This window comes from Mycobacterium sp. 663a-19 (genome assembly GCF_035616495.1).
Lineage (GTDB): Bacteria > Actinomycetota > Actinomycetes > Mycobacteriales > Mycobacteriaceae > Mycobacterium.
The window spans coordinates 17,730-42,456 of sequence record NZ_JAPJAV010000008.1 but is presented as its reverse complement, the minus strand read 5'-3'; the positions used below and the strand labels follow the sequence as shown (position 1 = coordinate 42,456).

Genomic DNA, 24,727 nt, shown 5'->3' with positions numbered 1-24,727 from the left:
GATAGGGTAGTCGGGTACGTCACTTTGTCGGGCGGACTACACACCGCCGCAGCGAAACGTCGACAAATCCACCCGCTGGACGCGGGCGCACGGTTATAGTCGCCGCGTGATCGGCGCTGAGCCGCTGACCGGGCGCAAGGCTGAATTGGAGACCATTCGCCGCGCCCTGAACAGGGCTGGCAACCACTCCGGCGCGGTGATCGCCGGCGCCGCGGGAGTGGGCAAGACATGGTTGGCCCGCGAAGCGTTGCGGTGCGCCGAAGCCTCGGGCGAGCGCACCCAATGGATCGTCGGTACGGAATCGGCGCGTGGTTTGCCGCTGGGGGCGTTCATCGGCTTGCTGGGCGAGGCGATGTCGGACCCGCTGACCAATGTGCGGCGCGTCATCAACTCGTTCGTAGCGCGACAACGCAGGGGCCGGGTCGTGGTGGGGATCGATGATGCCCACCTGCTCGACGGGTTGTCCGCCCTTGTCGTGCACGAGCTGGCGCAGTCGGGCGGGGCGCGGCTGTTGGTCACGGTGCGCACCGGTAGCGAGGCGCCCGATGCGGTGACGGCGTTGTGGAAGGACGGGCTGCTGGTTCGCCTTGATCTCGAACCGCTTTCCGCCGCGGCGACTCGCGAGGTGATCGAGACGACGCTGGGCGGTCCGGTCGACGCCCGCACCGCGGCCCGGTTCCGGAAGTTGACCGGCGGGAACACGCTGTTCCTTCGTCAGTTGCTGGCCGACCAGGTTGCGGCGGGGCGGATGCGGCAATCGGCCGGCGTGTGGATGTGGGACGGCGACGTCGCGGTCTCGGCGAGCCTGTCCGACACGGTGGGGCGTCAGATGGGTCGGCTCGACCCGCCGGTGGCGACGGTGGTCGACATGCTGTCGCAATGCGAGCCGCTGGCCGTCGAGGTGCTGTGCGACTTGGTGCCCCGCTGCGATCTGACTGCCGCCGAGAGACTGGGCCTGGTGAGCGTCGAACGCACCCGCGGCGGGTTGATGGCCCGGCTGGCTCACCCGCTGTTCGGTGAGCTTCGCCGCGCGAGCGCCGGCGAGTTGCATCTGGCGACGATCAGGGGCAGGTTGGCGACGCGGCTGGCCCAAGACGGCGACGCCGACATGCAGGCCACCGTGCGTCGGGCGCTGCTCCGCCTCGAGTCCGACCTCGATCCCGACCCCGAGCTGTATCTCGAATCGGCGCGCCACGCCATGACGCTGCTCGATCTGGACCTGGCCGACCGCTTCGCCACCGGCGCCGCGCAAGCCGGGGCGCCCGGGGCGGCCGGTGTGCGGGCGATGAACCTGGTGTTGCTCGGGCGCGGCGAGCAGGCCGAGGCGGCGCTGCGCGACATGGCCGAAGCCGATCTGCCCGACGGCCACCACTGGGCCACCGTGCGGGCGGCCAACCTGGTGTGGATGCTCGGCAAACCCCGGGAGGCGTCGGCGATCCTCGACGGGCTTGCCGGGGCCGGAGAGACCCCGACGCAGGTGGCGGAGCGGTTGGCGGTGCAGGCCTGCGTGGACGCGGTGCTCGCACGCTGCGAACCGGCGGCCGAAAAGGCCCGGGCCGCATTGGATTCGGTTGACCTGCCGGACTTCCACGCGATGATGGCCTCGCTCGCGTTGATCATGGCCATGGGCGCGCTGGGGCAGGTCGATGACCTCGCTGGCGTGGCCGAGCAGGAGCTGCGGCGCGCGACGACATCCTTTCAGGCGTCCCACATGCGGTTCTGGTTCGGCGCCGTGTACGGCCGCGCCTGCCGGTTGACCGGGCGTATCGACGAATTCGTCAGGGCCGCGGAGCAACTGGCCGACTCGTCCCGCGACATCCCCGGCCTCGCCTACGCGAACCTGGCCCTCCTGCTGGGGAACGCCAACCTGGTTCGCGGCGCGGCCGCCGAAGCGGCCCGGCTGGTGCACGAAGCGCTTGCCGGGGTTCAAATGCACTCCGTCACTACGGGTTTGCGCCCGGCGAGCTACTTTGCCTTGGCCGAGGCGCACGCCAAGCTCGGGCAGCCGGCCGAAGCCAATGATGCGGTGGCCGAGGCCCGGTCGTGTGTGCCGGCCGAATTTCTGTTCATGCAGACCGCCCTGTCGCTGGCCGACGGGTGGGCGATGGCGGCGAGCGGGCGGTTGAGCGAGGCGGTGGCAAGCGCGCTACAGGCGGCCCTGATCGCCCGCGACCGCGGCCAGTCCACCTACGAGCTGGCCTGCCTTCAGGCCGCGGCGCAATGGGGCGATGCCTCGCAGGCCGCGCGGGCGCGGGAGCTGGCCGACGCGTTGTCGCTGCCGCTGGCCGATGCCGTTGCCACGCATGCGGAGGCCCTGCTGGCCGGCGACGGCGAGGGGCTGCTGGCGGCCTCCGCCGCGTACCGGCGCATCGGCGATCGCGCCGCGGCCGCCGACGCGGCGGCGCAGGCGTCCGTCGCGTTCACCGAAAGCCAGCGACACAAGCGTGGACTGTATGCCGCCGCACTGGCCAGGGAACTGGCCGACGACCGCGGTGGTTTGTGCACGCCGGCGCTGCGGACCCCGGCGGGGCTGAAGTTGTTGGGTCGCCAGCGCGACGTCGTCGAACTCGTGGTGGCGGGCCTGTCCAACCGCGAGATCGCCGAGAAGCTGGTGATGTCGGTGCGCACCGTGGAGGGCCATGTCTACCGGGCCTGCCAGCGGGTGGGCGCCCAGTCGCGCGGCGAACTGGCGTCGATCATTCGATCGGGGCCGGGGCAAGTCGGGTAAGGCCCGTGCGCCTAAACGCCCAGCAGCCGCGCCGACGCCCACAGGGCAACCACCGCCACCACCAGGGCGGTGGGCACGGTGCACAGTCCCAGCCGGGTGTACTCGCCGACGCCGGCCTCGACGCCGTGCAGTCGTAACACCCTGCGCCACAACAGGTTCGACAGTGATCCGACGTAGGTCAGGTTGGGCCCGATGTTGACCCCGATCAACACCGCCAGGATGGCCACCGGGCCGCCGGGGGCGACCAGCGGCAGCAACACCAGCGTCGCGGGCAGGTTGTTGACGACATTGGCCAGCACCGCGGCCACCGCGGCGATACCGAGCAACGCGGGCAGCCCCGAACCCGACGGCAGCACCGCGGACATCGCGGTGCCCATCCCGTTCAGCGTGACCGCGCGCACCACCACGCCCAGCGCCAGCACGAACACCAGGAACGACGCCTGCGCGGAGCGCACAATCTCGGACGCCGATGTGTGCCGCCGGCCCAGGCTGCGCACCGCCAGCACCGAGGCGCCGGCCAGCGCCACCCAGGCGGGGGCCACTCCAACCGATTCGGAAAGCGCGAAACCGGCCAACGTCAGACCCACGACCACCAAGACGAACACCGGTGGCCGCGGCGGCGGCGCGAGTTGGTCGGGATGCGGCGCCACGCGCAGGTCCCCGGCGAAGAACCAGCGGAAGACCCCGTACAGCGCGGCCACCGTGGCCAGCCACGGCACGGCCATCACCAGGGTGAACTTGGCGAAGGAGACGTTCGCCTGGTGGAACGCCAGCAGGTTGGTCAGGTTCGACACCGGAAGCAGCAGCGAGGCGCCGTTCGCCAGATGCGCCGTGGCATACGCGTACGGACGCACCGGCGTTCGCAGCCGCCGGACCGCGGCCAGCACCACCGGGGTCAGCAACACCACCGTGGCGTCCAGGCTGAGGACGGCGGTGATGGCGGCGGCGATGACGAACACTCGCCGCAGCAGGCCGTGCGATCCGGCGGGTACCCGCGCGATCGCGGCGCCCGCGGCTTCGAAGAGGCCCTCGTCGTCGCACAGCTTGGCCAGCACCAGCACGGCGCCCAGGAATGCGACCACCCCCGACAGATCGGCGACCTGCCGCGCCGCCTGGTGCACCGGGATCGCGCCGATGCCTATCAGGATGAGGGCAGCCGGAACCGCCGCCATCGCCTCCGGCCAGCCGCGCGGGCGCGCGACGGCGAACCCGAGAACAACGGCAAGCAGCAACAGCGCAGCGGTAAGTGCCAACGTCTGAACCGCTTCACGCCCAGGGGTTCTCGCGCCGCCACACCGTCGGCATGTGCAGCGCGACACCGTCCCGTGCGGCCAGTTCGTCCAGGGTTCGGATCGACACGTTCAGGTCGTCGCCCGCATAGGGCAAGGCCCGCAACGGCTTTGACAATGGGCGGAAGAAGTCGTCCCAGTGGATGAGCACCACCCGCCGCGCGCCGACCGCGCGCACGGTCTCCGCCCAGTAGTCGAGCAGGTATGAGCGCGGCTGCACGCCCAGCTGACCGACGGACAGGTAAACGGCGTCGGCGCGGTGCCCGGCCAGCGCGCCCTCGACGAACCCGGCGCTGCCCTGGATCAGCAGCCGCTGCCCCGACGGCAGGTGATGCACCAGCGTCGACCATGCCTCGCCGCACCGGTAGGCCGACACCTTCACCGGCGGCGTCAAGGGTGCGTCGATCACACCCGGAAACCGGTCGGGCGGACAGTGATTCGACTCCACCAGCGCCACCTCGTAGGTGCCCAGGCGGATCGGCTCGCCGCTGACCGCGACGACGAGGCGATCCTCGGACAGCCCGTATCCGCGCCCGACGTTGGCCGCCGACTCGCCCCCGACCAGCCGCGCGCCGGTGCGGTCGGCGACCAGAGCGGAATCCATCGCGTGGTCGACGTGGGTGTGCACCGGGATGACGGCCTCCAGCCGCGACACCTTGGCCCGGGCAAGGCAGCCGTCCACGCGCGCCGGTGACGGGGACAGCTTGCCGGCCGCGACCCGCGCCAGGCTGGGACGGGAGAAGTAGCCGTCGGTAATCAGCGCGCACGACCCGTCGTCGAGCAGCAGCGTCGCCACGCCCATCCACGTCACCGAAACGGGCGCGTCGGGCCCGGCGGCGGGCACGTCGAACCGGTCCGAATAGCGCGCGATGTCGGGGCGGCCGGGCTTGAGTCGCATCAGCAGAACGACCTGATGTCGATGCCGGTCGCGGCGAGCCCGTCGCGCACCGCGGCGGCGATCTGCACCGCACCGGGCGAATCACCATGCACGCAAACGGATTCCACGCTCACGGGAATATCGGCACCGTCGATCGCGGTGACCCGTCCCGAGGTCACCATGGTCACGACGCGCTCGGCGATCGCCGCCGCGTCGTGCAGCACCGCGCCCGGTTCGCGACGGGACACCAACCGGCCGTCCGGCCGATACGCGCGATCGGCGAACGCCTCTGCCACGGTGCGCAACCCGAGGCGGGTGGCCTCGCCGAAAAACGCCGAGCCCGCCATGCCCAGCACCGGCAGCGTGGGGTCCACCAGGCGCACCGCCTCCGCGACGGCGGCGCCCTGCTCACGGTTGGTGACAATCGTGTTGTACAGCGCGCCATGGGGTTTCACGTAGGACACCGACGAGCCCGACGCCCGCGCGATCGCCTGCAACGCGCCGATCTGGTAGACGACGTCGCCGACGAGGTCCTCGGCGGCCACGTCGATGTAGCGCCTGCCGAAGCCGGCCAGATCCCGGTAGCTCACCTGCGCCCCGATCCGCACGCCGCGCTCGGCGGCCGAGCGGCACACCCGCAGCAGCCCCGCGGGATCCCCGGCGTGGAACCCGCACGCCACGTTGGCGCTCGTGACGATCCCGAGCATCGCGTCGTCGTCACCGAGGCGCCAGACGCCGAAGCCCTCGCCCAAGTCGGCGTTGAGGTCGATACCGGCCACCCGCCTAGCTTATGGGTGACGTTAAGTGGTGGCCTCGCGGCGCCGCCCCAGCAGCCAGCAGAACAGGTAGATCACGAACGAGATGGTGGCGACGAAAACCGACACCGGGACACCGGGCGCCAGCGAGAGCACGATGCCCCCGACGGCGGCGACCTCGGCGAACGCCACCGAGGCCACCATCGCCGCCGCCGGCGAGGCGACCACCCTGGCCGCCGCGGCCGCCGGCGTGATCAGCAACGACATCACCAGCAGCGCCCCGACGATCTGCACGGCCTGCGCGGCGACCACGCCGACCAGCGCGGCGAACACGATGCCCAGCGCGCGAACCGGGACGCCGCGCGCGGCCGCGACGTCGGGATCGACGGTGGCGAACAACAGCGGGCGGTAGCACGTCGCCAGCACGGCGACGACGAGCAGGCAAACGAGCGCGAGCATGGCCAGCCCGCTGTAGCCCACCCCGACGATCTGGCCCGTCAGCAACGCGAAACTGGTCGCCGTGCGCCCGGGGTAGAGGTGGATGAACAGCACCGCCAGGCCCAGTCCGAACGCCAGCACCACCCCGGTCACCGAATCGCGCTCCCGGGCCCGCTGGCCGAGTAGGCCGAACAGCGCCGCGGCCAGGGCGCTGCCGATCAGCGCGCCCAGGCCCACCTCGAAACCGGCCAGCAGCGCGAAAGCCGCTCCGGTCAAAGACAATTCGCTGGATCCGTGCACGGCGAACGACATCTGCCGCATCACGATGAACGGCCCGATCAGCCCGGCCACCAGCCCCAGCAGCGCGGCCGCCAGCAGCGCCTGCTGGACGAAGTCGTGGGAGAGCAGGTGGGCCGTGACGTCGAAGGCGAACAGATGGTGCAGCATGTCGGCGAGCCGGTGGTTCATCACCCGGGCCCGTCGCCGCGCACCGGCTCGCCAACCACCGCGTAGCCGTCCTTGACCCTGACCACCTCGATCTCGGCGCGATACAGCGACGACAGCGTCTCGCTGGTCATCACCTGCTCGACGGTGCCGATCCGGAACCGCCCGTCGACCAGATACAGCACCCTGTCCACGTACGGCAGGATGGGGTTGACCTCGTGCGTGACGACGATGACGGTCGTGCCGGCGTCTCGGCGGCGCCGATCGATCAGCGCCGCGGCCAGCCTGGTGTTCGCGGGGTCCAGGGTCAGCAGCGGTTCGTCGCACAGCAGCAGCATCGGGTCGCCGACCAGCGCCTGGGCGATGCGCACGCGCTGCAGCTCGCCTCCCGACATCACGCCGACCCGGACGTTCGCCAGGTGTTCGCCGTTGACCTCGCGCAGCGCCCGCCACATGGCGGCGCGCCGACGGGCCCGGTCGGCGGACCGCAGCGGCGCGCCACCCCAGTGGCCTCCGTCGATGCCGAGCCGAACCAGGTCGCGCCCGCGCAGCATCACGTCCCGGTCGATCGGCCGGTGTTGCGGCACGTAGCCGATGTTCCCGCTGCCGGCCGTGATCGGCCTGCCGTCCACCAGCGCGACGCCGGCGCTCAGCGGCAGCTGCCCGAGCAGGACCTTGAGCAACGACGTCTTCCCGCTGCCGTTGGGGCCCAGCACCGCGACGAACTCGCCGGGCGACACCGACAGGTCGAGGTGGTCCCACAGCACGCGATCGCCGAAGGCCAGCCGCGCACCGGTGAGCGAGACCGCGTGCGGGGGATTCTCGACGGCCTGAACCGGTTGGACGCTCACCGGTTCGACCGCAGGGCGGCGAGCAGGCCCTTGACCGTGTTGCGCTGCCAGGTCAGGTAGTCGGTGCCGTCGGGCAGCGTCTCGGTCACCTCGGTCACCGGCACGCCCGCGCGCCGGGCCGCGTCCTCGAGCCCGCCGATGGCGGCGGTGGACGTCTGCGGGTTGACCAGCAGCGCCAAAACCCGGCGGTGGTTGATCAGGTCGAGGACGGAGGCCATGTCGGCCGGCGCGGGATCGGTCTCGTTCTCGTTGGCGGCGGTGAAGGCGGCGGGGGTGCGGTTGACCAGGCCGGAGGCCTGAAGCAGGTAGTCCACGACGGGTTCGGTCGTGATGACTCCGGCGTTGGGGTACGCGCCGGCGATGGCGTGTTCGGAGATGGCGATCGAGTCGGCGCCGCGGCAGAATTCGGCCGCGTTGGCCCGGTAGTCCGCGGCATTGGCGGGGTCGATGGCCGCCATGCGGTCGGCGATCGCCGAGGCGACCGATTTGGCCACGTCCAGGTCGTAGAAGACATGCTCGTTGGGCCGCTCGCCGGGGTTCGCGCGACCCAGGAACGAGTAGGCGTCAATCGGTTTGACCGACGGATGCTCCGCCAGCACCTGGTCCACCCACGGGTCGTAGCCGCCGCCGTTGTAGACGACGAGGGCGGCGTCGATCATCGCGGCGGCGTCCGACGGGCTGGCCTGATAGGAGTGCGGATCCTCGTCCGCGCCGCTCAGGATGGATTTGACGGAGACGTGGCGCCCGACGACGGCCCGCGCCACGCTGCCCCACACGTCGGTGGACGCCACCACGGTGGCCGCCCGCGGGTGCGCCGAGCTGGCGATGCCGCAGCCGGTGAGCGCGGCCGAGGTCACCAGGCAGGCGACCGCGGCCGACAGCCACCGCATCGGATTTACCAGTGCCATTCGTGTCCCATGTGTGTCGATTGTGCGTCCTAATACTAATGACAATCGTTTCCATTAGGAAATGGGGAATCGAAGCCGCGTACCCGCGAGCGCGCATCGGCTGTAGCGTCACCGAACGTGAGTCCCACACCCCGCCGGCGTGCGACTCTGGCGTCGTTGGCGGCCGAACTCAAGGTCTCGCGCACCACCGTCTCGAATGCCTTCAACCGCCCGGATCAGCTGTCGGCCGAGCTGCGGGAACGGGTGCTCGCGACGGCCAAGCGGCTCGGGTATGCCGGACCCGACCCGGTGGCGCGATCGTTGCGGACCCGCAAGGCCGGGGCCGTCGGGTTGGTGATGGCCGAGCCGCTGACCTATTTCTTCAGCGACCCGGCGGCGCGGGATTTCGTTGCGGGAGTGGCGCAATCCTGCGAGGAGTTGGGGCAGGGGCTGCTGCTGGTGGCCGTCGGGCCCGGCCGAAGCCTGCAGGACGGGACCGCCGCGGTGCTGGGCGCCGGGGTGGACGGCTTCGTGGTCTATTCGGTCTGCGACGACGATCCCTACCTTCAGGTGGTGCTGCAGCGCCGGCTGCCCGTCGTGGTGGTGGATCAGCCCAAGGACCTGACCGGGGTTTCCCGGGTCGGCATCGACGACCGGGCGGCGATGCGCGAGCTCACCGACCACGTGCTGGGGCTGGGGCATCGCGAGATCGGGTTGCTGACCATGCGGCTGGGCCGGGACCGCCGGCAGGGCCTGGCCGACGCCGAGCGGCTGCGGTCGCCGGCGTTCGACGTGCAGCGCGAGCGCATCGCCGGTGTGTGGGAGGCGATGAAAGCCGCGGGGTTGGACCCGGACTCGCTGATCGTGGTGGAAAGCTACGAGCACCTTCCGGAGTCGGGTGGCGATGCGGCCAAGGCGGCGCTGGAGGCCAATCCGCGGATCACCGCGCTGATGTGCACCGCGGACATCCTGGCGCTGTCGGCCATGGACTACCTTCGCGCACATGGCATTTACGTGCCGGGGCAGATGACCGTCACCGGGTTCGACGGCGTGCCCGAGGCGATCAGCCGCGGGCTGACGACGGTGGCCCAGCCGAGCCTGCAAAAGGGCCGCCGCGCGGGCGAACTGCTGCTGAACCCGCCGCGCTCGGGCCTGCCGGTCGTCGAGCTGTTGGACACCGAGCTGGTTCGCGGGCGCACCGCCGGCCCGCCGGCCTAGGACCGCTCAGGACTCTTCCTGGTGGCCGATCAACAACCGCACCGCCAGGTCCAGCCGCTTGGTGACGTCGGTCGCCGAGGCCCGCCGGGTGAGCCAGGCCAGCAGGTTCGACGTCCACACGTTCGAGAGCACCCGGGCGATGTGGTACTGCTCCTCGGTCGGCTCACCGTCGGCCATCGCGCGCGCGAACATCGAATCGATGATCTTCTCGACCTGGTCGACCTCGCTGGCCGCCGACGCATCGGCGAAGACGTAGGCGCGCGTCATCGCCTCGGTGAGCAGCGGATTGCGCTGCATCGCGCGGTTGAGCTTGTCGACCATGAATTTCAGCCGCTGAAACGGGGTGCCGCCGGCCACCGCGGAGCGATCGGTCTTGGCGTCGATGCGGCTGAACTCCCGGCCCAGCGCCGACACCAGCAGGTGCACCTTCGACGGGAAGTAGCGGTACAGCGTGCCAACGGCCACGTCGGCCCGGTCCGCCACGGCGCGCATCTGAACCGCCTCGTAGCCGCCCTTGGACGCGATCGCCATGGTGGCGTCCAGGATGCGCTTGCGGCGCTCCCGCTGTGCCTCCGAGCCCAGCTCGGATTCGGCCAATACCGCCACGTTTATGACCTCGCGCGGCTGCGAGTCGGAGACGCGGCCCAGGTTGGTGTTCGCTGGCGACATCTGGCGGATTCCCCCTCTTCCGGGCGGTTCGTTCGCAAACGATACGCAAGCCGATTGCGAATTTCCCACCTCCATCCCGCCGGGACTGCGGCCCTTTCCAGGACCTGTCCTGCTGTAATGGCGTTCGACTTGACGCTCGATCGCTGGCACTATTAGAACACGTTCTAGTGGGCGCGGGCCCCCCTTTTATCACCTCGAATCAAGGACGCGGAGGACGCACGTGGTAGCGACCGTCACCGACGAACAGTTCGCGGCGCGTGCGTTGGTGCGCGATTGGGCGCGCGACGCGTCGTCGGGGCCCAACGGGACCAAGGCGATCCGCGAAGTCGAGCAGGGCGACGCCGACGCCTGGCGGCCGGTGTTCGCGGGCCTGGCCGAGCTGGGGCTGTTCGGCGTGGCAGTTGCCGAGGACTCCGGTGGGGCCGGCGGCAGCATCGAGGACCTGTGCGCGATGGTCGAGGAAGCGGCCAAGGCGCTGGTCCCCGGGCCGGTCGCGACCACGGCGCTGGCCACGCTCGTCGTCTCCGAGGCCGGCGCCGATCCCGAAACGCTGGCCGCGCTGGCCTCCGGTGAGCGCTTCGCCGGTGTCGCGCTCGAGGGCTGCGTGGAGTTCGACGGCGAGACGGCCTCGGGCTCAGTCGATCTGGTGCTGGGGGCCGCCGACGGCGGCCTGCTGCTGCTGCCCGCCGACGGGACGTGGGCGCTGGTGGACACCGAGGGCGACGGCGTGCGGGTGGAGCCGTTGCGGGCCACCGACTTCTCCCGGCCGCTGGCGCGGGTGGTGCTGACGTCGGCGCCGGCCACCGCGATCGACGCGTCGCCGGAGCGGGTCACCGAACTCGCCGCGACCGTCCTGGCCGCCGAGGCGGCCGGCGTGACCCGCTGGTCCCTGGACACCGCGGTCGCCTATGCCAAGGTGCGCGAGCAGTTCGGCAAGCCGATCGGCAGCTTCCAGGCCGTCAAGCACCTGTGCGCCGAGATGCTCTGCCGCGCCGAACAGGCGGAGGTGGTCGCGGCCGACGCCGCCCGCGCCGCGGCGGATTCCGACCCGGCTCAGTTCTCGATCGCCGCGGCGCTGGCCGCGAGCACCGGCATCGCTGCGGCGAAGGCGAACGTCAAGGATTGCATTCAGGTGCTCGGCGGCATCGGCTGCACCTGGGAGCACGACGCGCATCTCTACCTGCGCCGGGCGCACGGCATCGGCCGCTTCCTCGGCGGGGCCGAGCGCTGGTTGCGCCGCATCACCGAGCTGACCCAGTCGGGCGTGCGGCGCCGCCTGGGTATCGACCTCACCGAGGTCGAGGGCGTGCGGCCGGAGATCGCCGCGGCCGTCGCCGAGATCGCCGCCCTGCCCGAGGACCAACGCCAGGCGGCCCTGGCCGATGCGGGGCTGCAGGCGCCGCACTGGCCACCGCCGTACGGGCGCGCCGCGTCACCGGCCGAGCAGCTGCTGATCGATCAGGAGCTGGCGGCGGCCGGTGTGGTGCGGCCGGACCTGGTGATCGGTTGGTGGGCGGCGCCGACCATCCTGGAGCACGGCACGCCGGAGCAGATCGAGCGCTTCGTGCCGGCCACCCTGCGCGGCGAATTCCTTTGGTGCCAACTGTTTTCCGAGCCGGGGGCCGGCTCCGACCTGGCGTCGCTGCGTACCAAGGCGGTGCGGACCGACGGCGGCTGGCAGTTGACGGGGCAGAAGGTCTGGACGTCCGCGGCGCACAAGGCACGGTGGGGCGTGTGCCTGGCGCGCACCGATCCGGACGCCCCCAAACACAAGGGCATCACCTACTTCCTGGTGGACATGAAATCGCCGGGCATCGAGATCCGCCCGCTGCGCGAGATCACCGGCGACTCGCTGTTCAACGAGGTGTTCCTGGACAACGTGTTCGTGCCCGACGAGATGGTGGTCGGCACGGTGAACGACGGCTGGCGGCTGGCCCGCACCACGCTGGCCAACGAGCGGATCGCGATGGCCACCGGCACCGCGCTGGGCAACCCGATGGAGGAGCTGCTCAAGGTCCTGGCCGAGATCGACCTCGACGTGTCCCTGCAAGACCGGCTGGGCAGGCTGATCGTCGCCGCCCAAACCGGCGCTTTGCTGGACCAGCGCATCGCGCAGCTCGCGGTAGGCGGCCAGGACCCCGGCGCGCAGTCCAGCGTGCGCAAGCTGATCGGTGTGCGCTACCGACAGGCGCTGGCCGAATTCGCGATGGACGTCTCCGAGGGCGGCGGCCTGGTCCACAACCAGGCGGTCTTCGACTTCCTCAACACCCGCTGCCTGACGATCGCCGGCGGCACCGAGCAGATCCTGCTCACGGTGGCCGCCGAGCGCCTGCTGGGCCTGCCGCGCTAGTCGGCCCTCTCCCGTTCGCCGAGCCTGTAATCTTGGCGGCCCCTACTCGCACTTTGCCTGCAGATTTGCAGGCTCGGCGAACTGTCGGACGCCGATGTCACCATGCGGGCATGCGGGTGGTGTTTATCGGCGGTGAAGCGATCGCAAGCGCGGAAGTGACGCGGCACGAAGTGCGTCGTTGGTACGAGCCGATCTTCCCGGGCGTGTATGCCGCACGGGGTCAACAACTTTCGCTGCGGGCCAGGACCGAAGGCGCATGGTTGTGGTCGCGCCGCCGGGCGATCGTGGCGGGTGTCGCGGCTTCCGCGTTGCATGGCGCCCGTTGGGTCGACGCCGACATCCCCATCGAGTTGATCTGGTCGAGCACGCGGCCGCCGAGGGGGATCATTGCGCGTGAGCAGCTGCTGGCCGGCGATGAAGCCACCCGCGTCGCGGGATTGCCGGTCACCACTCCCACGCGGACGGCGTACGACTTGGCCCGGCATCTGCCGCGCGGGCAAGCCATCGCGCGGCTCGACGCGCTGATGAGGGCGACGCCGTTTTCGACGAAGGATGTGCTGCTGCTCGCCGATAAATACCCCGGTGCCCGTGGGGTACGGAAGCTGCGCTCGGTATTGCGCCTTGTCGACGGCGGTGCCGCCTCGCCGAAGGAAACCTGGTTGCGGCTACTGCTCATCGACGCCGGCTTGCCTGCCCCGACCACCCAAATACCGGTGGTCGACGGCTACCGCGCCCTGGCCATGCTCGACATGGGCTGGCGCGAGTTCGGCGTGGCCGTCGAGTACGACGGCGACCAGCACCGCAGCGATCGGCGTCAGTACGTAAAGGACCAGTGGCGACTACGAAAGCTCGCGGAAATGGGCTGGATTGTGATTCGCGTGATCGCCGAGGACAAGCCCGCCGATGTCATCGAGCGCGTCAGGCGGGCGCTGCTCGCGAGAGGTTGGCGACCCGATTCGTCGAGCCTGTAATCCCGCAGGCCCTTACTCGCACTTTGGCTGCAGATTTACAGGCTCGGCGAAACCACAGCTACGAGAACGTCGTCTGCGCGCAGGTGCTGGGCGAGGTGATGTTGACCCCGCTGTAGACCACCTGGATGTGGGTGCAGGTGATCACGTTGATGTCGGTCTTGGGCTGTCCGGTCTGCCAATCGGTGGAGTCGATGCGCCCGGTCGTCTGGTATTTGTCCGGCGGCCCCTCACCGAAGTAGACGGTAGTGATCTCGTCGTTGCCCATCGACTTGTGCACCCGCTCGTACTGGCCGTTGGCATGCGCGTCCAGGTAGGCCAGCCGGTTCGACGACCGGATCTCGGTGGTCTGGCGGGCCCACAGGTCGTGCGGGAAGCCCGTCACGCCGTCGGGTGTGCGCATGTCGGCGCCGGCGGTGAAGTTGCAGAAGCCGCCGGACTTGAAGCATTCGAGGGTCATGTGCGTCTCGAGCTGGTTGGGGCCGTCCAGCGGGAACAGGGTGGTGGAGGTGTTGCTGGCGCCCGAGGAGATCGGCGCGGACAGGAACACCAGCATGGACCCGACGACCGCAAATCCCGTCACCAGCCGCATCATCGCGCTCCCCTTCCCGGTTCGCTGACCCTACTCGTCGTAGGTCACTTCTACCGAATCAGATTCCGGGTGAGATTGACAGGCCAAGATCAGGCCCTCGTCGAGATCCTGCTGCTCCAGCACGTCGTTGACCTCCATGCTCACCTTGCCGCCGCGCAGCGTGCAGGCGCATGCGCCGCAGTGGCCCTCCCGGCAGGAGAACGGCGCGTCCAGGCCCTTGGCGAGCAACACGTCGAGCAGCTTGGCGTTGCGCGGCCAGGACACGGTGTGGGTCTCGCCGTCCAGCTCGACGATGGCGGTGGCCGGCGGCTCGTCACCCTCGGCGCTGTCCTCGATCTTGACCGCCGCGAACGGATCGGACTCCAGCGACTTGAACACCTCGATATGCACTTGGGGCGCAGGCACTTTCAGCGTTTCCAGCGCCTCGCGCGACGCATCCATGAAGGGGCCGGGCCCGCAGATGTAGACGGGACGGTCGGTGTAGGGGCCGGCCAGTTTCGCCAGCGCGGTCGCGCTGGGCAACCCCTGCAGCGACTCCAGCCAGTGCAGCACCGTGAGCCGGTCGGGGTACTTGGCGGACAGCTCGCGCAGCGCGTCGCCGAAGATCACCGAGCGGTCGTCGCGGTTGGCGTAGAGCAGGGTCACCTGCCCGCCGCCCTCGGACAGCGCCGACTTGCAGATCGACATGATCGGGGTGATCCCGCTGCCGGCGGCCATCAACAGGAAGTCGCCGTCCAGCGTCTTGGGCACGAAGTTGCCCGACGGCGCCAGCACATGGATCCGCATGCCCTTGTGCGCGTGGTCGCACAGCCAGTTCGACGCGTATCCGTCCACGGTCCGTTTCACCGTGACCGTGAGGGCATCATCTGTGAACGGCGAGCTGCACAACGAGTAGCACCGCGCCACCGATCCGGTGCGATCGCTGGGCACCCGCAACGTGAGGAACTGGCCCGGCGCGTACCGCAGCCGCTCCGGCGGGATGCCGGGTTCGCCGGCGGCGTCCGGCACCGCGAACACCAACGACCGCGCGTCGTCGGTTTCGGCGACGACCTCGGCGATCTGCAGTTCGAGGACGTGGTCGCCGAGTGGCTCGTCGGGAATCGCTTCCGTCAAAGACCCGCCCTTCCTTTCATGGCAACTAGAACATGTTACAGAAAACCAGATTGGTACCGCTACCAGCCGCAGGAATACCCTGCTCGACACAAATCGGAACGTGTTCTAGTCTTCTGTGTAAATCCGCTGCGCAGTTCCGGCCCAGGAGGCAAACGTAAGTGACTTCCATTCAACAGCGTGATGCCCAGTCGATCCTGGCTGGCATCGATGATCTGCTTCCGCAGATTCGCAAGCGCGCTCAGGCGACGGAGGATTTGCGCCGGCTGCCCGACGAGACCGTTCAGGCGCTCGAGGACGTCGGCTTCTTCACCCTGCTGCAGCCCGAGCAGTGGGGCGGCCTGCAGTGCGACCCCACGCTGTTCTACGAGGCCGTCCGCCGCCTGGCCAGCGCCTGCGGCTCGACCGGCTGGGTGAGCTCGATCGTCGGGGTGCACAACTGGCACCTGGCGCTGTTCGACCAGCGGGCCCAGGAAGAGGTGTGGGGCGAGGACCCCAATACGCGGGTCTCGTCGTCGTATGCCCCGATGGGGGCGGGCGTCGTGACCGACGGCGGCTACCTGGTCAACGGCTCGTGGAACTGGTCGTCGGGCTGTGACCACGCCACGTGGACGTTCGTCGGCGGCCCGGTCATCAAGGACGGCCGCCCGGTGGACTTCGGCAGCTTCCTGATCCCGCGCTCGGAGTACCGCATCGACGACGTCTGGCACGTGGTCGGCCTGCGCGGCACCGGCAGCAACACGCTGGTGGTCAAGGACGTGTTCGTGCCCCGGCACCGGTTCCTGTCCTACAAGGCCATGAACGACGGCACCGCCGGGGGATATCAGACCAACACCGCCCCGGTCTACAAAATGCCTTGGGGCACAATGCATCCCACCACCATCTCGGCCCCGATCGTGGGCATGGCCTACGGCGCGTACGACGCGCACGTCGAGCACCAGGGCAAGCGGGTGCGCGCGGCGTTCGCCGGCGAGAAGGCCAAGGACGACCCGTTCGCCAAGGTCCGCATCGCCGAGGCGGCCAGCGACATCGACGCGGCATGGCGGCAGCTGATCGGCAATGTCGGCGACGAGTACGCGTTGCTGGCGGCGGGCAAGGAGATCCGGTTCGCGTTGCGCGCCCGCGCCCGCCGCGACCAGGTGCGCGCCACCGGCCGCTCGATCGCCGCGATCGACCGGCTGTTCGAGGCCTCCGGTGCCACCGCGCTGGCCAATGACCAGCCGGTGCAACGCTTCTGGCGCGACGCGCACGCCGGACGGGTGCACGCCGCCAACGACCCCGAGCGCGCGTACGTGATCTTCGGGAACCATGAGTTCGGGCTGCCGCCCGGCGACACGATGGTATGACGGCTACCGAAGAGCTCACTTTCGAGTCCACGTCGCGCTTCGCCGAGGTCAACGTCGACGGCCCGCTGAGGCTGCACTACCACGAGGCGGGGGTCGGCAACGACCAAACGGTGGTGCTGCTACACGGCGGCGGCCCCGGCGCGGCGAGCTGGACGAACTTCTCGCGCAACATTCCGGTGCTGGCGCGGCGGTTCCACGTGCTCGCCGTCGATCAGCCCGGCTACGGCCACTCCGACAAGCGCGCGGAGCACGGGCAGTTCAATCGGTATGCCGCCAGGGCGCTCAAGGGCCTCTTCGACCAGCTGGCCCTGGGACGCGTTCCGCTGGTGGGCAACTCACTGGGCGGGGGAACGGCGGTGCGGTTCGCACTCGACTACCCGGATCTGGCCGGGCGCCTGGTGCTGATGGGCCCCGGCGGGCTCAGCGTCAACCTGTTTTCGCCCGACCCGACCGAGGGCGTGAAGCGCCTGGGCAAGTTCTCTGTCGAACCCACCCGCGAGAACCTCGAGGCGTTCCTGCGCGTGATGGTCTACGACCAGAAGCTGATCACCCCGGAGCTGGTCGACGAGCGTTTCGCCCTGGCCAGCACGCCGGAATCGCTGACGGCGACCCGGGCGATGGGAATGTCGTTTTCCGGGGCCGACTTCGAGCTCGGCATGATGTGGCGCGAGGTGTACCGGCTACGTCAGCCGGTGCTGCTGATCTGGGGGCGCGAGGACCGGGTCAACCCGCTGGACGGCGCGCTGGTCGCGCTGAAGACCATTCCCCGTGCGCAACTGCATGTCTTCGGGCAATGTGGGCATTGGGCGCAGGTGGAGAAGTTCGACGAGTTCAACAGGCTCACCATCGATTTCCTGGGAGGTGCGTGATGAGTATCCGGTCCCTGGGCTACCTGCGCATCGAGGCCACCGACATGGCGGCCTGGCGCGACTACGGGCTGAAGGTCCTCGGCATGGTCGAGGGCAAAGGCGCGGCGCAAGGCGCGCCAGAAGGAACACTGTATCTGCGGATGGACGATTTCCCGGCCCGGCTGGTGATCGTGCCCGGCGAGCAGGACCGGCTCGCCGAGGCCGGTTGGGAATGCGCGAATGCCGAAGGGCTGCAAGAGATCCGCAACCGACTCGATGTGGAGGGCACCCCCTACAAGGAGGCCACCGCCGCAGACCTGGCGGAGCGGCGGGTGGACGAGATGATCCAGTTCTCCGACCCCTCCGGCAACCCGCTGGCCGTCTTCCACGGCGCCGCGCTGGAACACCGCCGCGTCGTCAGCCCGTACGGCCACAAGTTCGTCACCGGCGAACAGGGCCTGGGCCACGTCGTGCTGACCACCCGCGACGACGCCGAGGCCCTGCACTTCTACCGGGACGTGCTCGGGTTCAAGCTGCGTGACTCGATGCGGATGCCGCCGCAGGTGGTCGGCCGGCCCGCCGACGGCGCGCCGGCCTGGCTGCGCTTCTTCGGCTGCAACCCGCGCCACCACAGCCTGGCCTTCCTGCCGTTGCCGACGCCGAGCGGGATCGTGCACCTGATGGTCGAAGTCGAGCAGGCCGACGACGTGGGCCTCTGTCTGGACCGGGCGTTGCGCCGCAAGGTGCCCATGTCGGCGACGCTGGGCCGCCACGTCAACGACCTGATGCTGTCGTTCTACATGAAGACACCGGGCGGGTTCGATGTCGAATTCGGTTGCGAGGGCAGGAAAGTCGACGACCACGATTGGATCGCCCGGGAAAGCACCGCGGTGAGCCTGTGGGGCCACGACTTCACCGTGGGCATGCGCGGGTAGCCATGTCGGCGCCGATCGATCCGCGGGCCTTCCGGCAGGTGCTGGGTCAGTTCTGCACCGGGATCACCATCATCACCACCATGCACGACGACGTGCCGGTCGGCTTCGCGTGCCAGTCGTTCGCGGCGCTGTCGCTGGACCCGCCGCTGGTGCTGTTCTGCCCGACGAAGGTGTCGCGGTCCTGGAAGGCCATCGAGGCGACCGGGCGGTTCTGTGTCAACGTGCTGACCGAAAAGCAGAAGGACGTCTCCGCGCGGTTCGGCTCGAAGGAGCCGGACAAGTTCGCCGGAATCGACTGGCACCCTTCCGAACTCGGTTCGCCGATCATCGACGGCTCGCTGGCCTACATCGACTGCACCGTCGCATCGGTGCACGACGGCGGCGATCACTTCGTGGTTTTCGGCGCCGTGCAGTCGCTGTCGGAGGCGCCCAAGATCAAGCCGCGGCCGCTGCTGTTCTACCGCGGCGACTACACCGGGATCGAACCGGACAAGACCACGCCGGCCCAGTGGCGCGACGACCTGGAGGCGTTCCTCACCACCACCACCCAGGACACCTGGCTCTGACGTATGGCGCTTGGCGGGGCTCCCGGTGGCCCGCTGAGGGGGCGGGCCACCGGGTGGGGACCCGTCTCCACGAGGTGCCCGTATTTGACATATATCAAACAAGCGCGCAAAACGCGTGCGCTTTGGAGGATTTTCGGCGACGAGACGCTTGCGCACTGATTCGATAGGTGTTTATATAGATGGATGTCGAATCAAGCGGCCCTGGAATGTTGCCCGGCACTGGGGGCGGCCGCCCTGGGCGAGCCGCAGGCCGTCGAGCTGGCGGCGATGTTCAAGGCCCTGGGCGATCCGGTGCGGCTGCGGCTGTTGAGCCTGATCGCCAGCCACCCCGGCGGGCAGGCATGCGTGTGCGAGATCTCGTCGACGTTCGACCTGTCCCAGCCGACGATCTCCCACCACCTCAAATTGCTGCGCTCCACCGGCCTGCTGGACTGTGAGAGGCGGGGCACCTGGGTCTACTACTGGGTGATTCACCAAGCGCTGCAGCAGCTTTCGTCGGTGCTTCACGGTGAGGACCGTCTGGTTGAGACAGCCCAAGGGTGCGGCCAATGACCCAGCTGCGGGCTCCGGCCGGGGCCCCGCACGGGGTGGGCGCCCGGCTGTCGACACTGGACCGGCTGCTTCCGGTGTGGATCGGGGTGGCGATGGTCGCCGGTCTGCTACTGGGCCGTCTCGTTCCCGGCCTCGGATCGGCGTTGAGTGCGGTTGGCGTGGACGGTGTCTCGTTGCCGATCGCGGTGGGTCTGCTGGTGATGATGTACCCGGTGCTCGCCAAGGTCCGTTATGACCGTCTGGGGGATGTCACCGCCGACCGCAAGCTCATGGTGTCCTCCCTGGTGCTGAATTGGCTGGTCGGTCCGGCGGTGATGTTCGCATTGGCCTGGCTGTTCCTCGCGGATCTGCCGGAGTACCGCACCGGGCTGATCATCGTCGGGTTGGCTCGCTGCATCGCCATGGTCATCATCTGGAACGACCTGGCGTGCGGGGACCGCGAAGCCGCGGCTGTCCTGGTCGCCCTGAATTCGATATTTCAGGTCGCTTGTTTCGCCATCCTGGGCTGGTTCTACCTCTCGGTGTTGCCCGACTGGCTGGGTCTGCCTCAGACCGGCGTCGACGTCCACCCATGGCAGATCGCAAAATCGGTGCTCGTCTTCCTCGGCATTCCATTGCTGGCCGGATATCTGTCGCGCCGGTTCGGCGAGCGGGCCAAAGGCCGTGACTGGTATGAGACCCGCTTCCTGCCACGCGTCGGTCCATGGGCGCTCTACGGACTGTTGTTCACCATCGTCATCCTGTTCGCGCTGCAAGGCCACCAGATCGCCGCTCGGCCATGGGATGTCACGCGCATCGCGATCCCGCTGCTGGGGTACTTCGCGATCATGTGGGCCGGCGGGTACGCGCTCGGCGTCTCGTTGCGATTGGGCTATGCCCGCACGGCCACCCTGGCGTTCACCGCCGCGGGCAACAACTTCGAACTGGCAATCGCGGTGGCGATTGCCACCTACGGCGCCACCTCCGGGCAAGCCCTGGCCGGCGTCGTGGGACCCCTCATCGAGGTTCCCGTCCTCGTCGCGCTGGTCTACGTCTCGCTGGCCCTTCGCCCACGCCTGTTCCCCGGAACCGCCGAACTCTCATGGAGCCCCTCGTGACCGCTGGCAAGCCCCGTGTGCTGTTCGTGTGCGTCCATAACGCCGGCCGCTCCCAGATGGCCGCCGCCCTGCTGACGCATCTGGCGGGCGACCGCATCGAAGTCCGTTCCGCCGGAACCGAACCCGCCGAGCGGATCAACCCTGCGGCCGTCTCGGCGATGGCCGAATTGGGCATCGACATCACCGCCGCCAGACCCCGGGTTCTCACCGGCGACGCGGTGCGATCCAGCGACGTCGTGATCACCATGGGCTGTGGTGACACCTGCCCCAGCTTCGCGGGGGTTTCCTATCGCGACTGGAACCTCGACGACCCCGCCGGCCGGCCGCTCGACTCGGTGCGCGCCATCCGCGACGAGATCGCCGACCGCGTCCGGGCCCTCGTCACCGAACTGACTCCCTAGCGCACCCAAGGAAAGGAATCACCATGTCACGTATCCAGTTGGCCCTCAACGTCGACGACCTCGACGAGGCGATCACGTTCTACTCCAAGCTGTTCGACACCGCGCCGGCCAAGGTGAAGCCCGGGTACGCCAACTTCGCGGTGCCGGAACCCCCGCTCAAGCTGGTGCTGATAGAAAACCCCGGCCACGGCGGAACCCTTAACCACCTCGGCGTCGAAGTCGCCACGAGCGACGCCGTGCACCAGGAGATCGCCCGGCTCGGCGACGAAGGCTTGTTCACCGAGGAACAGCTGAACACCACCTGCTGCTTCGCCGCCCAGGACAAGGTCTGGGTAACCGCGCCGGGCGGTGAACGCTGGGAGGTCTACACGGTTTTCGCAGACTCCGACACCTTCGGCTCGTGCGCCGACCAGCCCGGCGAAACCTGTTGTACGGCCTAGGCGCGCGACCCGCCGTCGCCGCAAATCGAGTGTGAACACAGGGCTTTCACGGTGAACCCACGGCGGGATTTCGGCCGATTTTTCCGCCCACGATTCCCGCCCAAAGCCAAGGATTCACAGCCGAACCCGCAACACACCCGAGCGCCTACATGAAGTCCAGCGCCTCCACCGTCGCGATGGGGCCCTCGTGGGTGGGACGGTTGGCGCCGCCGATGCAGTACACGGTGTTGCCGACCGTCGCCACGACCTCGGCGTGACGCGCCGTCGGCATCGGGGGCAGCGTGCTCCACTTCCCGTCGGCGATGTCGTACATCTCGGCCACGTTCAGCACCCGCGTCGGCTCCTCGCCGCCGACGGCCACGATGCGCCCGTCGATGTAGGTGGCGCCGTAGCTTCCCCGCGGCGTCGGCATGCCCACCAGCTTGGTCCATGTCCCCGAGCCGGGGTCGAACCGCTCGAGCGCCGCCGAGTTCTTGTCCGCCGAAAGGAACCTGCCGCCGAGCGTGTACACGTAGGTGCCGTCGGACACGGCCGCCAGGTGTTCGCGCGGCGTCGGCATGTCGGCGGCGTCCTTCCACGAACTGCCGTCGAAGACCTCGGTCTGCGGGACGAGCTGCTTGGCGTTCTGCCCGCCGACGGCCACGAGCTTGTCGCCCACGACCGCGGCGGCCGGCGCCGCCCGGGCGTGCGTGAGGCTGGGCAGCTCCACCCAGCTGCCGCCGCGCAGGGCGAACACCTTGTTGGACGCGTCCGCGAGGTTCTCTTTCGCGCCCCCGAGCACTACCACCTCGCCGCGATAGGTCGCCGCCGCCGCGTGGTGCAGCGGGATCGGCAGTGGCGGCCCGGGTTCCCAGGCGCCGCTGCGCGGGTCGTAGCTCTCGACGGTCTGCAGCGCGACGCCGTTGCGCAGGCCGCCCACGATCCAGATCTTGTCGCCCTGCACGGCCCACGCCATCATCAGCCTGGGGGTGGGTGCGTCCGGCAGCGACCGCCACTGCGAAACCGGCTGGACCTTGCGCGCGGGCAGCTTCAGCACCTCCGCCGACGCGGTCAGCTGGCCATCCCCGACGGCGGTGGACCCGCCGATCGCGTATACGGCCTTCTCCACCGCGGCGACGGCCATGCCGTGGCGCGCGGTCGTCATGTCCGGCAGCCCCGCCCACGCCTTGGTCATCAGGTCGAACACCGAAACGGTCTTGAGGACCTGCCCCGACGACACGCCCCCGACCGCCACCAGGCGTCCGTCGGCGATGGCCACGCCGAGGTCGCTGCGTGCTTCGGGAAGCGCCGGCAGCGACGTCCAGGTCTTCGCGGCCGGGTCGTACGCCTCGACGGTCGCCAGGTCCGAGCCGCCGTTGCTGCCGCCGACCGCGTAGACCAGCTTTCCGTCCGATGCCGCGGCCAGCATCTGCCGCGGGGTCGGCAGCGGCGTGCCCAGGCTCCACGAGTTGCCGTCGAAGACCTCGGTCGTGTTCAGCAGCGCGCCGCCCGCGTCGACACCGCCGGTGACGACGAGGTGATCACCCACCACGGCCGCGGCGGCCGCCGCCCTGGGCTGCAGCATGTGCGGCATCTCCACCCAGCGACTGTTGATCACCCGCCAAACCTGGTCCGACGCAACGTTTTTGCCGCCCACCGTCTTGAAACCACCCAGCACGACGGGATTTCCCTGCCAGTTGACCGCCGCCGCGCGCTGAACCGGGACCGGCAGATCGTCGCCGCCCTTCCAGCTGTCGATGACGGGGTCATAGCCCTCCTGCATCGCGCTGAGGGCGCCGTCGGCGCGAATTCCGCCGAAGATCCAGATCGTCCCGTCGACCTGGGTGGTCGCCGCGGCGTCGCGCGAAACGCGCGCGTTCGTGATCGGTTTCCACACCACCGGCGCCTGGGTGGTCGGCTGGCTCGCGGTGCCGCCGCGATTGCCTTTGTCGCTCGGAAGCGCGAAGAAGATCCCGGCGATCACCACCAGCGCCACCAGCGCGGCGGCACCGGCGACCAGCGCAATGCGATTGCGCTTCTTTCCCGGCTCCCCGAACCAGGCGGCGGCCCGCGCGGTCAGCGGCGGTTTCCCACCGGGCGCGCCCGGAGACGTCGGCCGCCCGGGACCGCCCGGCGGGCCGATCGGGCTGCCGTTTCCGGGCGGCGCGATGCCGCCGCCGCGCAACCTGATCGCCGCTTCGGAGAACTCGTCGCGGCCGGCGGGCGCGGGCCGACTCGGCGTCTTGGTGGTGGCCGGGGCGCTGTCCGCAACCGGCGGCTTCGGAATGGTCGACGTGGTCCGTTCGGGCGGCGGCATCGCCGCGGTGTGCTCGCCGGGCGGGACGGACGGGGTCGCACCGGGGCCCGCTGGCACGCCCACCGCGCGCGCCGGATCGACGCCGGCGTTGGTGATCGCCATCGAATCGGGTTTCAGGCCGTTGAGCCGCTGCGCCGCCTGCAACTCGCGGCCGAACTCCGCCGCCGACGCCGGCCGCTCCGCCGGATCGATCGCCATCGCATGCTCGATCGCCGAGCACACCGCGTCCGGGATCCCGTCCGGACGCATGTCCGGGACCCGCGTCGTGCTGATCCGCAGATACTGCGCGATGAGGTCCTCGCCGCTGCGGCGTTCATGCGCGGCGTTGCCGGCGATGAGCGCATAGATCGTCGCACCGAGGGAGTACAGGTCGGAGGCGACCGTCGCCGGATTGCCGGTCATCACCTCCGGCGCGGTGTAGTCGATTGTGCCGGAGAAGAACCCGGTCGCCGTTTCGTACCCGCCCTCGATGTGGGCGATGCCGAAATCGCTCAGTTGCGGCTCGCCGTAGTCGTTGATGAGCACGTTGGCGGGTTTGATGTCGCGGTGCAAAGTGCCGCTCTTGTGCGCGGTTTCCAGCGCGCCGCACAACTTGACGCCGATCCGCAATGCCTCGGGCCACGGGATCGCGCCTTCGCGGCGCAGCCGGACCGCCAGCGAATCCTCGGCGTGGTAGGGCATCACGATGTATGGCCGCCCGCTCTCGGTCACGCCGACGCGCAGGATGTTGACGATGTTCGGATGCCCCGAGAGCCCGCCCATCGCGTAGCCCTCGCGCAGGAAGCGCTCCCTGCTGTCCTGGTCGAAATGCGACGGCAACACCTTGACCGCGACGTTTCGACCCAGCGCCGTCTCGTAGCAGCAATAGACCACCCCGGCGCCGCCCCTGGCCACCTGGCGCGCGTCTTCGAATCCGGCGGCGGCCAACTCCGTCGCGAGCCCGCTCGGTGCCGGCGCCGGACCGTCGGGGGTGGGTCCTTCAGCCATTTCTGAGCCGCCCATTCTGCTGACGATTTAATTCGCGAGGTCAAGAGTATCGCTCGCAATCTCCTGTGGAAAAGATTCGGTGA

At 69.5% G+C, this 24,727-nt stretch carries 20 protein-coding genes and 1 pseudogene; 11 read left to right on the top strand and 10 right to left on the bottom strand.

The genetic code is table 11. The features are described from left to right. Positions 1 to 106 precede the first annotated feature (106 nt). Positions 107 to 2,728, top strand: a complete 2,622-nt coding sequence (locus tag OQ968_RS15405) for a helix-turn-helix transcriptional regulator (protein ID WP_324679331.1) — start codon at positions 107 to 109, stop codon at positions 2,726 to 2,728. Between the two features lie 11 nt (positions 2,729 to 2,739). On the opposite strand, the gene OQ968_RS15400 is transcribed toward OQ968_RS15405, so the two are convergent. Genes OQ968_RS15400 through OQ968_RS15375 form a run of 6 tightly spaced genes read right to left on the bottom strand, consistent with a single transcriptional unit; the run spans position 2,740 to position 8,290 of the window. Next, positions 2,740 to 3,981, bottom strand: a complete 1,242-nt coding sequence (locus OQ968_RS15400) for an SLC13 family permease (protein WP_324679329.1) — start codon at positions 3,979 to 3,981, stop codon at positions 2,740 to 2,742. A 13-nt stretch (positions 3,982 to 3,994) separates the two neighbouring features. Continuing rightward, the gene (locus OQ968_RS15395) at positions 3,995 to 4,915 is read right to left on the bottom strand and encodes an MBL fold metallo-hydrolase (RefSeq protein WP_324679327.1); all 921 of its coding nucleotides are present in this window, start codon (positions 4,913 to 4,915) and stop codon (positions 3,995 to 3,997) included. Then, the gene (locus OQ968_RS15390) at positions 4,915 to 5,673 is read right to left on the bottom strand and encodes a 5-oxoprolinase subunit PxpA (RefSeq protein WP_324679325.1); all 759 of its coding nucleotides are present in this window, start codon (positions 5,671 to 5,673) and stop codon (positions 4,915 to 4,917) included. Before OQ968_RS15390 ends, OQ968_RS15395 begins: the two co-directional genes overlap by 1 nt. A 21-nt stretch (positions 5,674 to 5,694) precedes the next feature. Beyond that, positions 5,695 to 6,555 (bottom strand): metal ABC transporter permease, encoded by an 861-nt coding sequence (locus OQ968_RS15385; protein ID WP_324679323.1) that lies wholly within the window; start codon positions 6,553 to 6,555, stop codon positions 5,695 to 5,697. Beyond that, the gene (locus OQ968_RS15380; RefSeq protein ID WP_324679321.1) at positions 6,555 to 7,382 is read right to left on the bottom strand and encodes a metal ABC transporter ATP-binding protein; all 828 of its coding nucleotides are present in this window, start codon (positions 7,380 to 7,382) and stop codon (positions 6,555 to 6,557) included. Before OQ968_RS15380 ends, OQ968_RS15385 begins: the two co-directional genes overlap by 1 nt. After that, positions 7,379 to 8,290 (bottom strand): metal ABC transporter solute-binding protein, Zn/Mn family, encoded by a 912-nt coding sequence (locus OQ968_RS15375; protein WP_324679319.1) that lies wholly within the window; start codon positions 8,288 to 8,290, stop codon positions 7,379 to 7,381. Before OQ968_RS15375 ends, OQ968_RS15380 begins: the two co-directional genes overlap by 4 nt. Before the next feature lie 117 nt (positions 8,291 to 8,407). On the opposite strand from OQ968_RS15375, the gene OQ968_RS15370 reads away from it, so the two are divergent. Next, positions 8,408 to 9,487 (top strand): LacI family DNA-binding transcriptional regulator, encoded by a 1,080-nt coding sequence (locus OQ968_RS15370; RefSeq protein ID WP_324679316.1) that lies wholly within the window; start codon positions 8,408 to 8,410, stop codon positions 9,485 to 9,487. A 6-nt stretch (positions 9,488 to 9,493) separates the two neighbouring features. Here the strand turns inward: OQ968_RS15370 and kstR are convergent, their stop codons facing one another. Further along, positions 9,494 to 10,093, bottom strand: coding sequence for a cholesterol catabolism transcriptional regulator KstR (gene kstR, locus OQ968_RS15365; protein ID WP_324679750.1), 600 nt, complete (start codon positions 10,091 to 10,093; stop codon positions 9,494 to 9,496). 283 nt (positions 10,094 to 10,376) lie between these two features. Here kstR and OQ968_RS15360 point away from each other — a divergent pair, with 283 nt between their 5' ends. Together OQ968_RS15360 and OQ968_RS15355 are read left to right on the top strand one after the other, a co-directional pair. Continuing rightward, positions 10,377 to 12,506: an acyl-CoA dehydrogenase gene (locus tag OQ968_RS15360; RefSeq protein ID WP_324679314.1), complete on the top strand. Its 2,130-nt coding sequence runs from the start codon at positions 10,377 to 10,379 to the stop codon at positions 12,504 to 12,506. A 110-nt stretch (positions 12,507 to 12,616) separates the two neighbouring features. Beyond that, entirely contained in the window at positions 12,617 to 13,477 is an 861-nt protein-coding gene (locus OQ968_RS15355) for a hypothetical protein (protein ID WP_324679312.1), read from the top strand. Between the two features lie 58 nt (positions 13,478 to 13,535). Here the strand turns inward: OQ968_RS15355 and OQ968_RS15350 are convergent, their stop codons facing one another. Next, positions 13,536 to 14,069, bottom strand: a complete 534-nt coding sequence (locus tag OQ968_RS15350; protein ID WP_324679310.1) for a hypothetical protein — start codon at positions 14,067 to 14,069, stop codon at positions 13,536 to 13,538. A gap of 27 nt (positions 14,070 to 14,096) precedes the next feature. Further along, positions 14,097 to 15,179: a ferredoxin--NADP reductase gene (locus OQ968_RS15345; protein WP_324679308.1), complete on the bottom strand. Its 1,083-nt coding sequence runs from the start codon at positions 15,177 to 15,179 to the stop codon at positions 14,097 to 14,099. 158 nt (positions 15,180 to 15,337) lie between these two features. Between OQ968_RS15345 and hsaA the strand changes: the two genes are divergently transcribed. The 7 genes and pseudogenes from hsaA (at position 15,338) to OQ968_RS15310 (ending at position 21,361) form a co-directional block, all read left to right on the top strand. After that, positions 15,338 to 16,522 (top strand): 3-hydroxy-9,10-secoandrosta-1,3,5(10)-triene-9,17-dione monooxygenase oxygenase subunit, encoded by a 1,185-nt coding sequence (gene hsaA / locus OQ968_RS15340; protein WP_324679306.1) that lies wholly within the window; start codon positions 15,338 to 15,340, stop codon positions 16,520 to 16,522. Next, on the top strand, positions 16,519 to 17,391 hold the full coding sequence (gene hsaD, locus OQ968_RS15335) for a 4,5:9,10-diseco-3-hydroxy-5,9,17-trioxoandrosta-1(10),2-diene-4-oate hydrolase (RefSeq protein ID WP_324679304.1): 873 nt from the start codon (positions 16,519 to 16,521) through the stop codon (positions 17,389 to 17,391). The genes hsaA and hsaD overlap by 4 nt, the downstream gene beginning before the upstream one ends. Then, positions 17,391 to 18,305 (top strand): iron-dependent extradiol dioxygenase HsaC, encoded by a 915-nt coding sequence (gene hsaC, locus OQ968_RS15330; protein ID WP_324679302.1) that lies wholly within the window; start codon positions 17,391 to 17,393, stop codon positions 18,303 to 18,305. The genes hsaD and hsaC overlap by 1 nt, the downstream gene beginning before the upstream one ends. Positions 18,306 to 18,307: 2 nt before the next feature. After that, on the top strand, positions 18,308 to 18,871 hold the full coding sequence (gene hsaB, locus OQ968_RS15325) for a 3-hydroxy-9,10-secoandrosta-1,3,5(10)-triene-9,17-dione monooxygenase reductase subunit (protein WP_324679300.1): 564 nt from the start codon (positions 18,308 to 18,310) through the stop codon (positions 18,869 to 18,871). A gap of 183 nt (positions 18,872 to 19,054) precedes the next feature. Beyond that, positions 19,055 to 19,423 (top strand): metalloregulator ArsR/SmtB family transcription factor, encoded by a 369-nt coding sequence (locus tag OQ968_RS15320; RefSeq protein WP_324679299.1) that lies wholly within the window; start codon positions 19,055 to 19,057, stop codon positions 19,421 to 19,423. Continuing rightward, positions 19,420 to 20,921 (top strand): annotated as a pseudogene (arsB, locus tag OQ968_RS15315) (ACR3 family arsenite efflux transporter). The gene OQ968_RS15320 and the pseudogene arsB overlap by 4 nt, the downstream one beginning before the upstream one ends. A gap of 23 nt (positions 20,922 to 20,944) precedes the next feature. Then, the gene (locus OQ968_RS15310) at positions 20,945 to 21,361 is read left to right on the top strand and encodes an ArsI/CadI family heavy metal resistance metalloenzyme (protein WP_324679297.1); all 417 of its coding nucleotides are present in this window, start codon (positions 20,945 to 20,947) and stop codon (positions 21,359 to 21,361) included. Positions 21,362 to 21,506: 145 nt separating this feature from the next. Here the strand turns inward: OQ968_RS15310 and OQ968_RS15305 are convergent, their stop codons facing one another. Next, a complete protein-coding gene (locus OQ968_RS15305) occupies positions 21,507 to 24,644 on the bottom strand; it encodes a protein kinase domain-containing protein (RefSeq protein WP_324679295.1) in 3,138 nt (1,045 codons plus the stop codon). Positions 24,645 to 24,727 lie beyond the last annotated feature (83 nt).

What these genes read in the sequence shown, in the direction of transcription:
- OQ968_RS15395 (WP_324679327.1), bottom strand. Translation starts at nt 4,915, where the DNA reads ATGCGACTCAAGCCCGGCCGCCCCGACATCGCGCGCTATTCGGACCGG.
- OQ968_RS15385 (WP_324679323.1), bottom strand. Translation starts at nt 6,555, where the DNA reads ATGAACCACCGGCTCGCCGACATGCTGCACCATCTGTTCGCCTTCGAC.
- OQ968_RS15375 (WP_324679319.1), bottom strand. Translation starts at nt 8,290, where the DNA reads ATGGCACTGGTAAATCCGATGCGGTGGCTGTCGGCCGCGGTCGCCTGC.
- OQ968_RS15355 (WP_324679312.1), top strand. Translation starts at nt 12,617, where the DNA reads ATGCGGGTGGTGTTTATCGGCGGTGAAGCGATCGCAAGCGCGGAAGTG.
- OQ968_RS15350 (WP_324679310.1), bottom strand. Translation starts at nt 14,069, where the DNA reads ATGATGCGGCTGGTGACGGGATTTGCGGTCGTCGGGTCCATGCTGGTG.
- hsaD (WP_324679304.1), top strand. Translation starts at nt 16,519, where the DNA reads ATGACGGCTACCGAAGAGCTCACTTTCGAGTCCACGTCGCGCTTCGCC.
- hsaC (WP_324679302.1), top strand. Translation starts at nt 17,391, where the DNA reads ATGAGTATCCGGTCCCTGGGCTACCTGCGCATCGAGGCCACCGACATG.
- hsaB (WP_324679300.1), top strand. Translation starts at nt 18,308, where the DNA reads ATGTCGGCGCCGATCGATCCGCGGGCCTTCCGGCAGGTGCTGGGTCAG.
- OQ968_RS15320 (WP_324679299.1), top strand. Translation starts at nt 19,055, where the DNA reads ATGTCGAATCAAGCGGCCCTGGAATGTTGCCCGGCACTGGGGGCGGCC.
- OQ968_RS15310 (WP_324679297.1), top strand. Translation starts at nt 20,945, where the DNA reads ATGTCACGTATCCAGTTGGCCCTCAACGTCGACGACCTCGACGAGGCG.
- OQ968_RS15305 (WP_324679295.1), bottom strand. Translation starts at nt 24,644, where the DNA reads ATGGCTGAAGGACCCACCCCCGACGGTCCGGCGCCGGCACCGAGCGGG.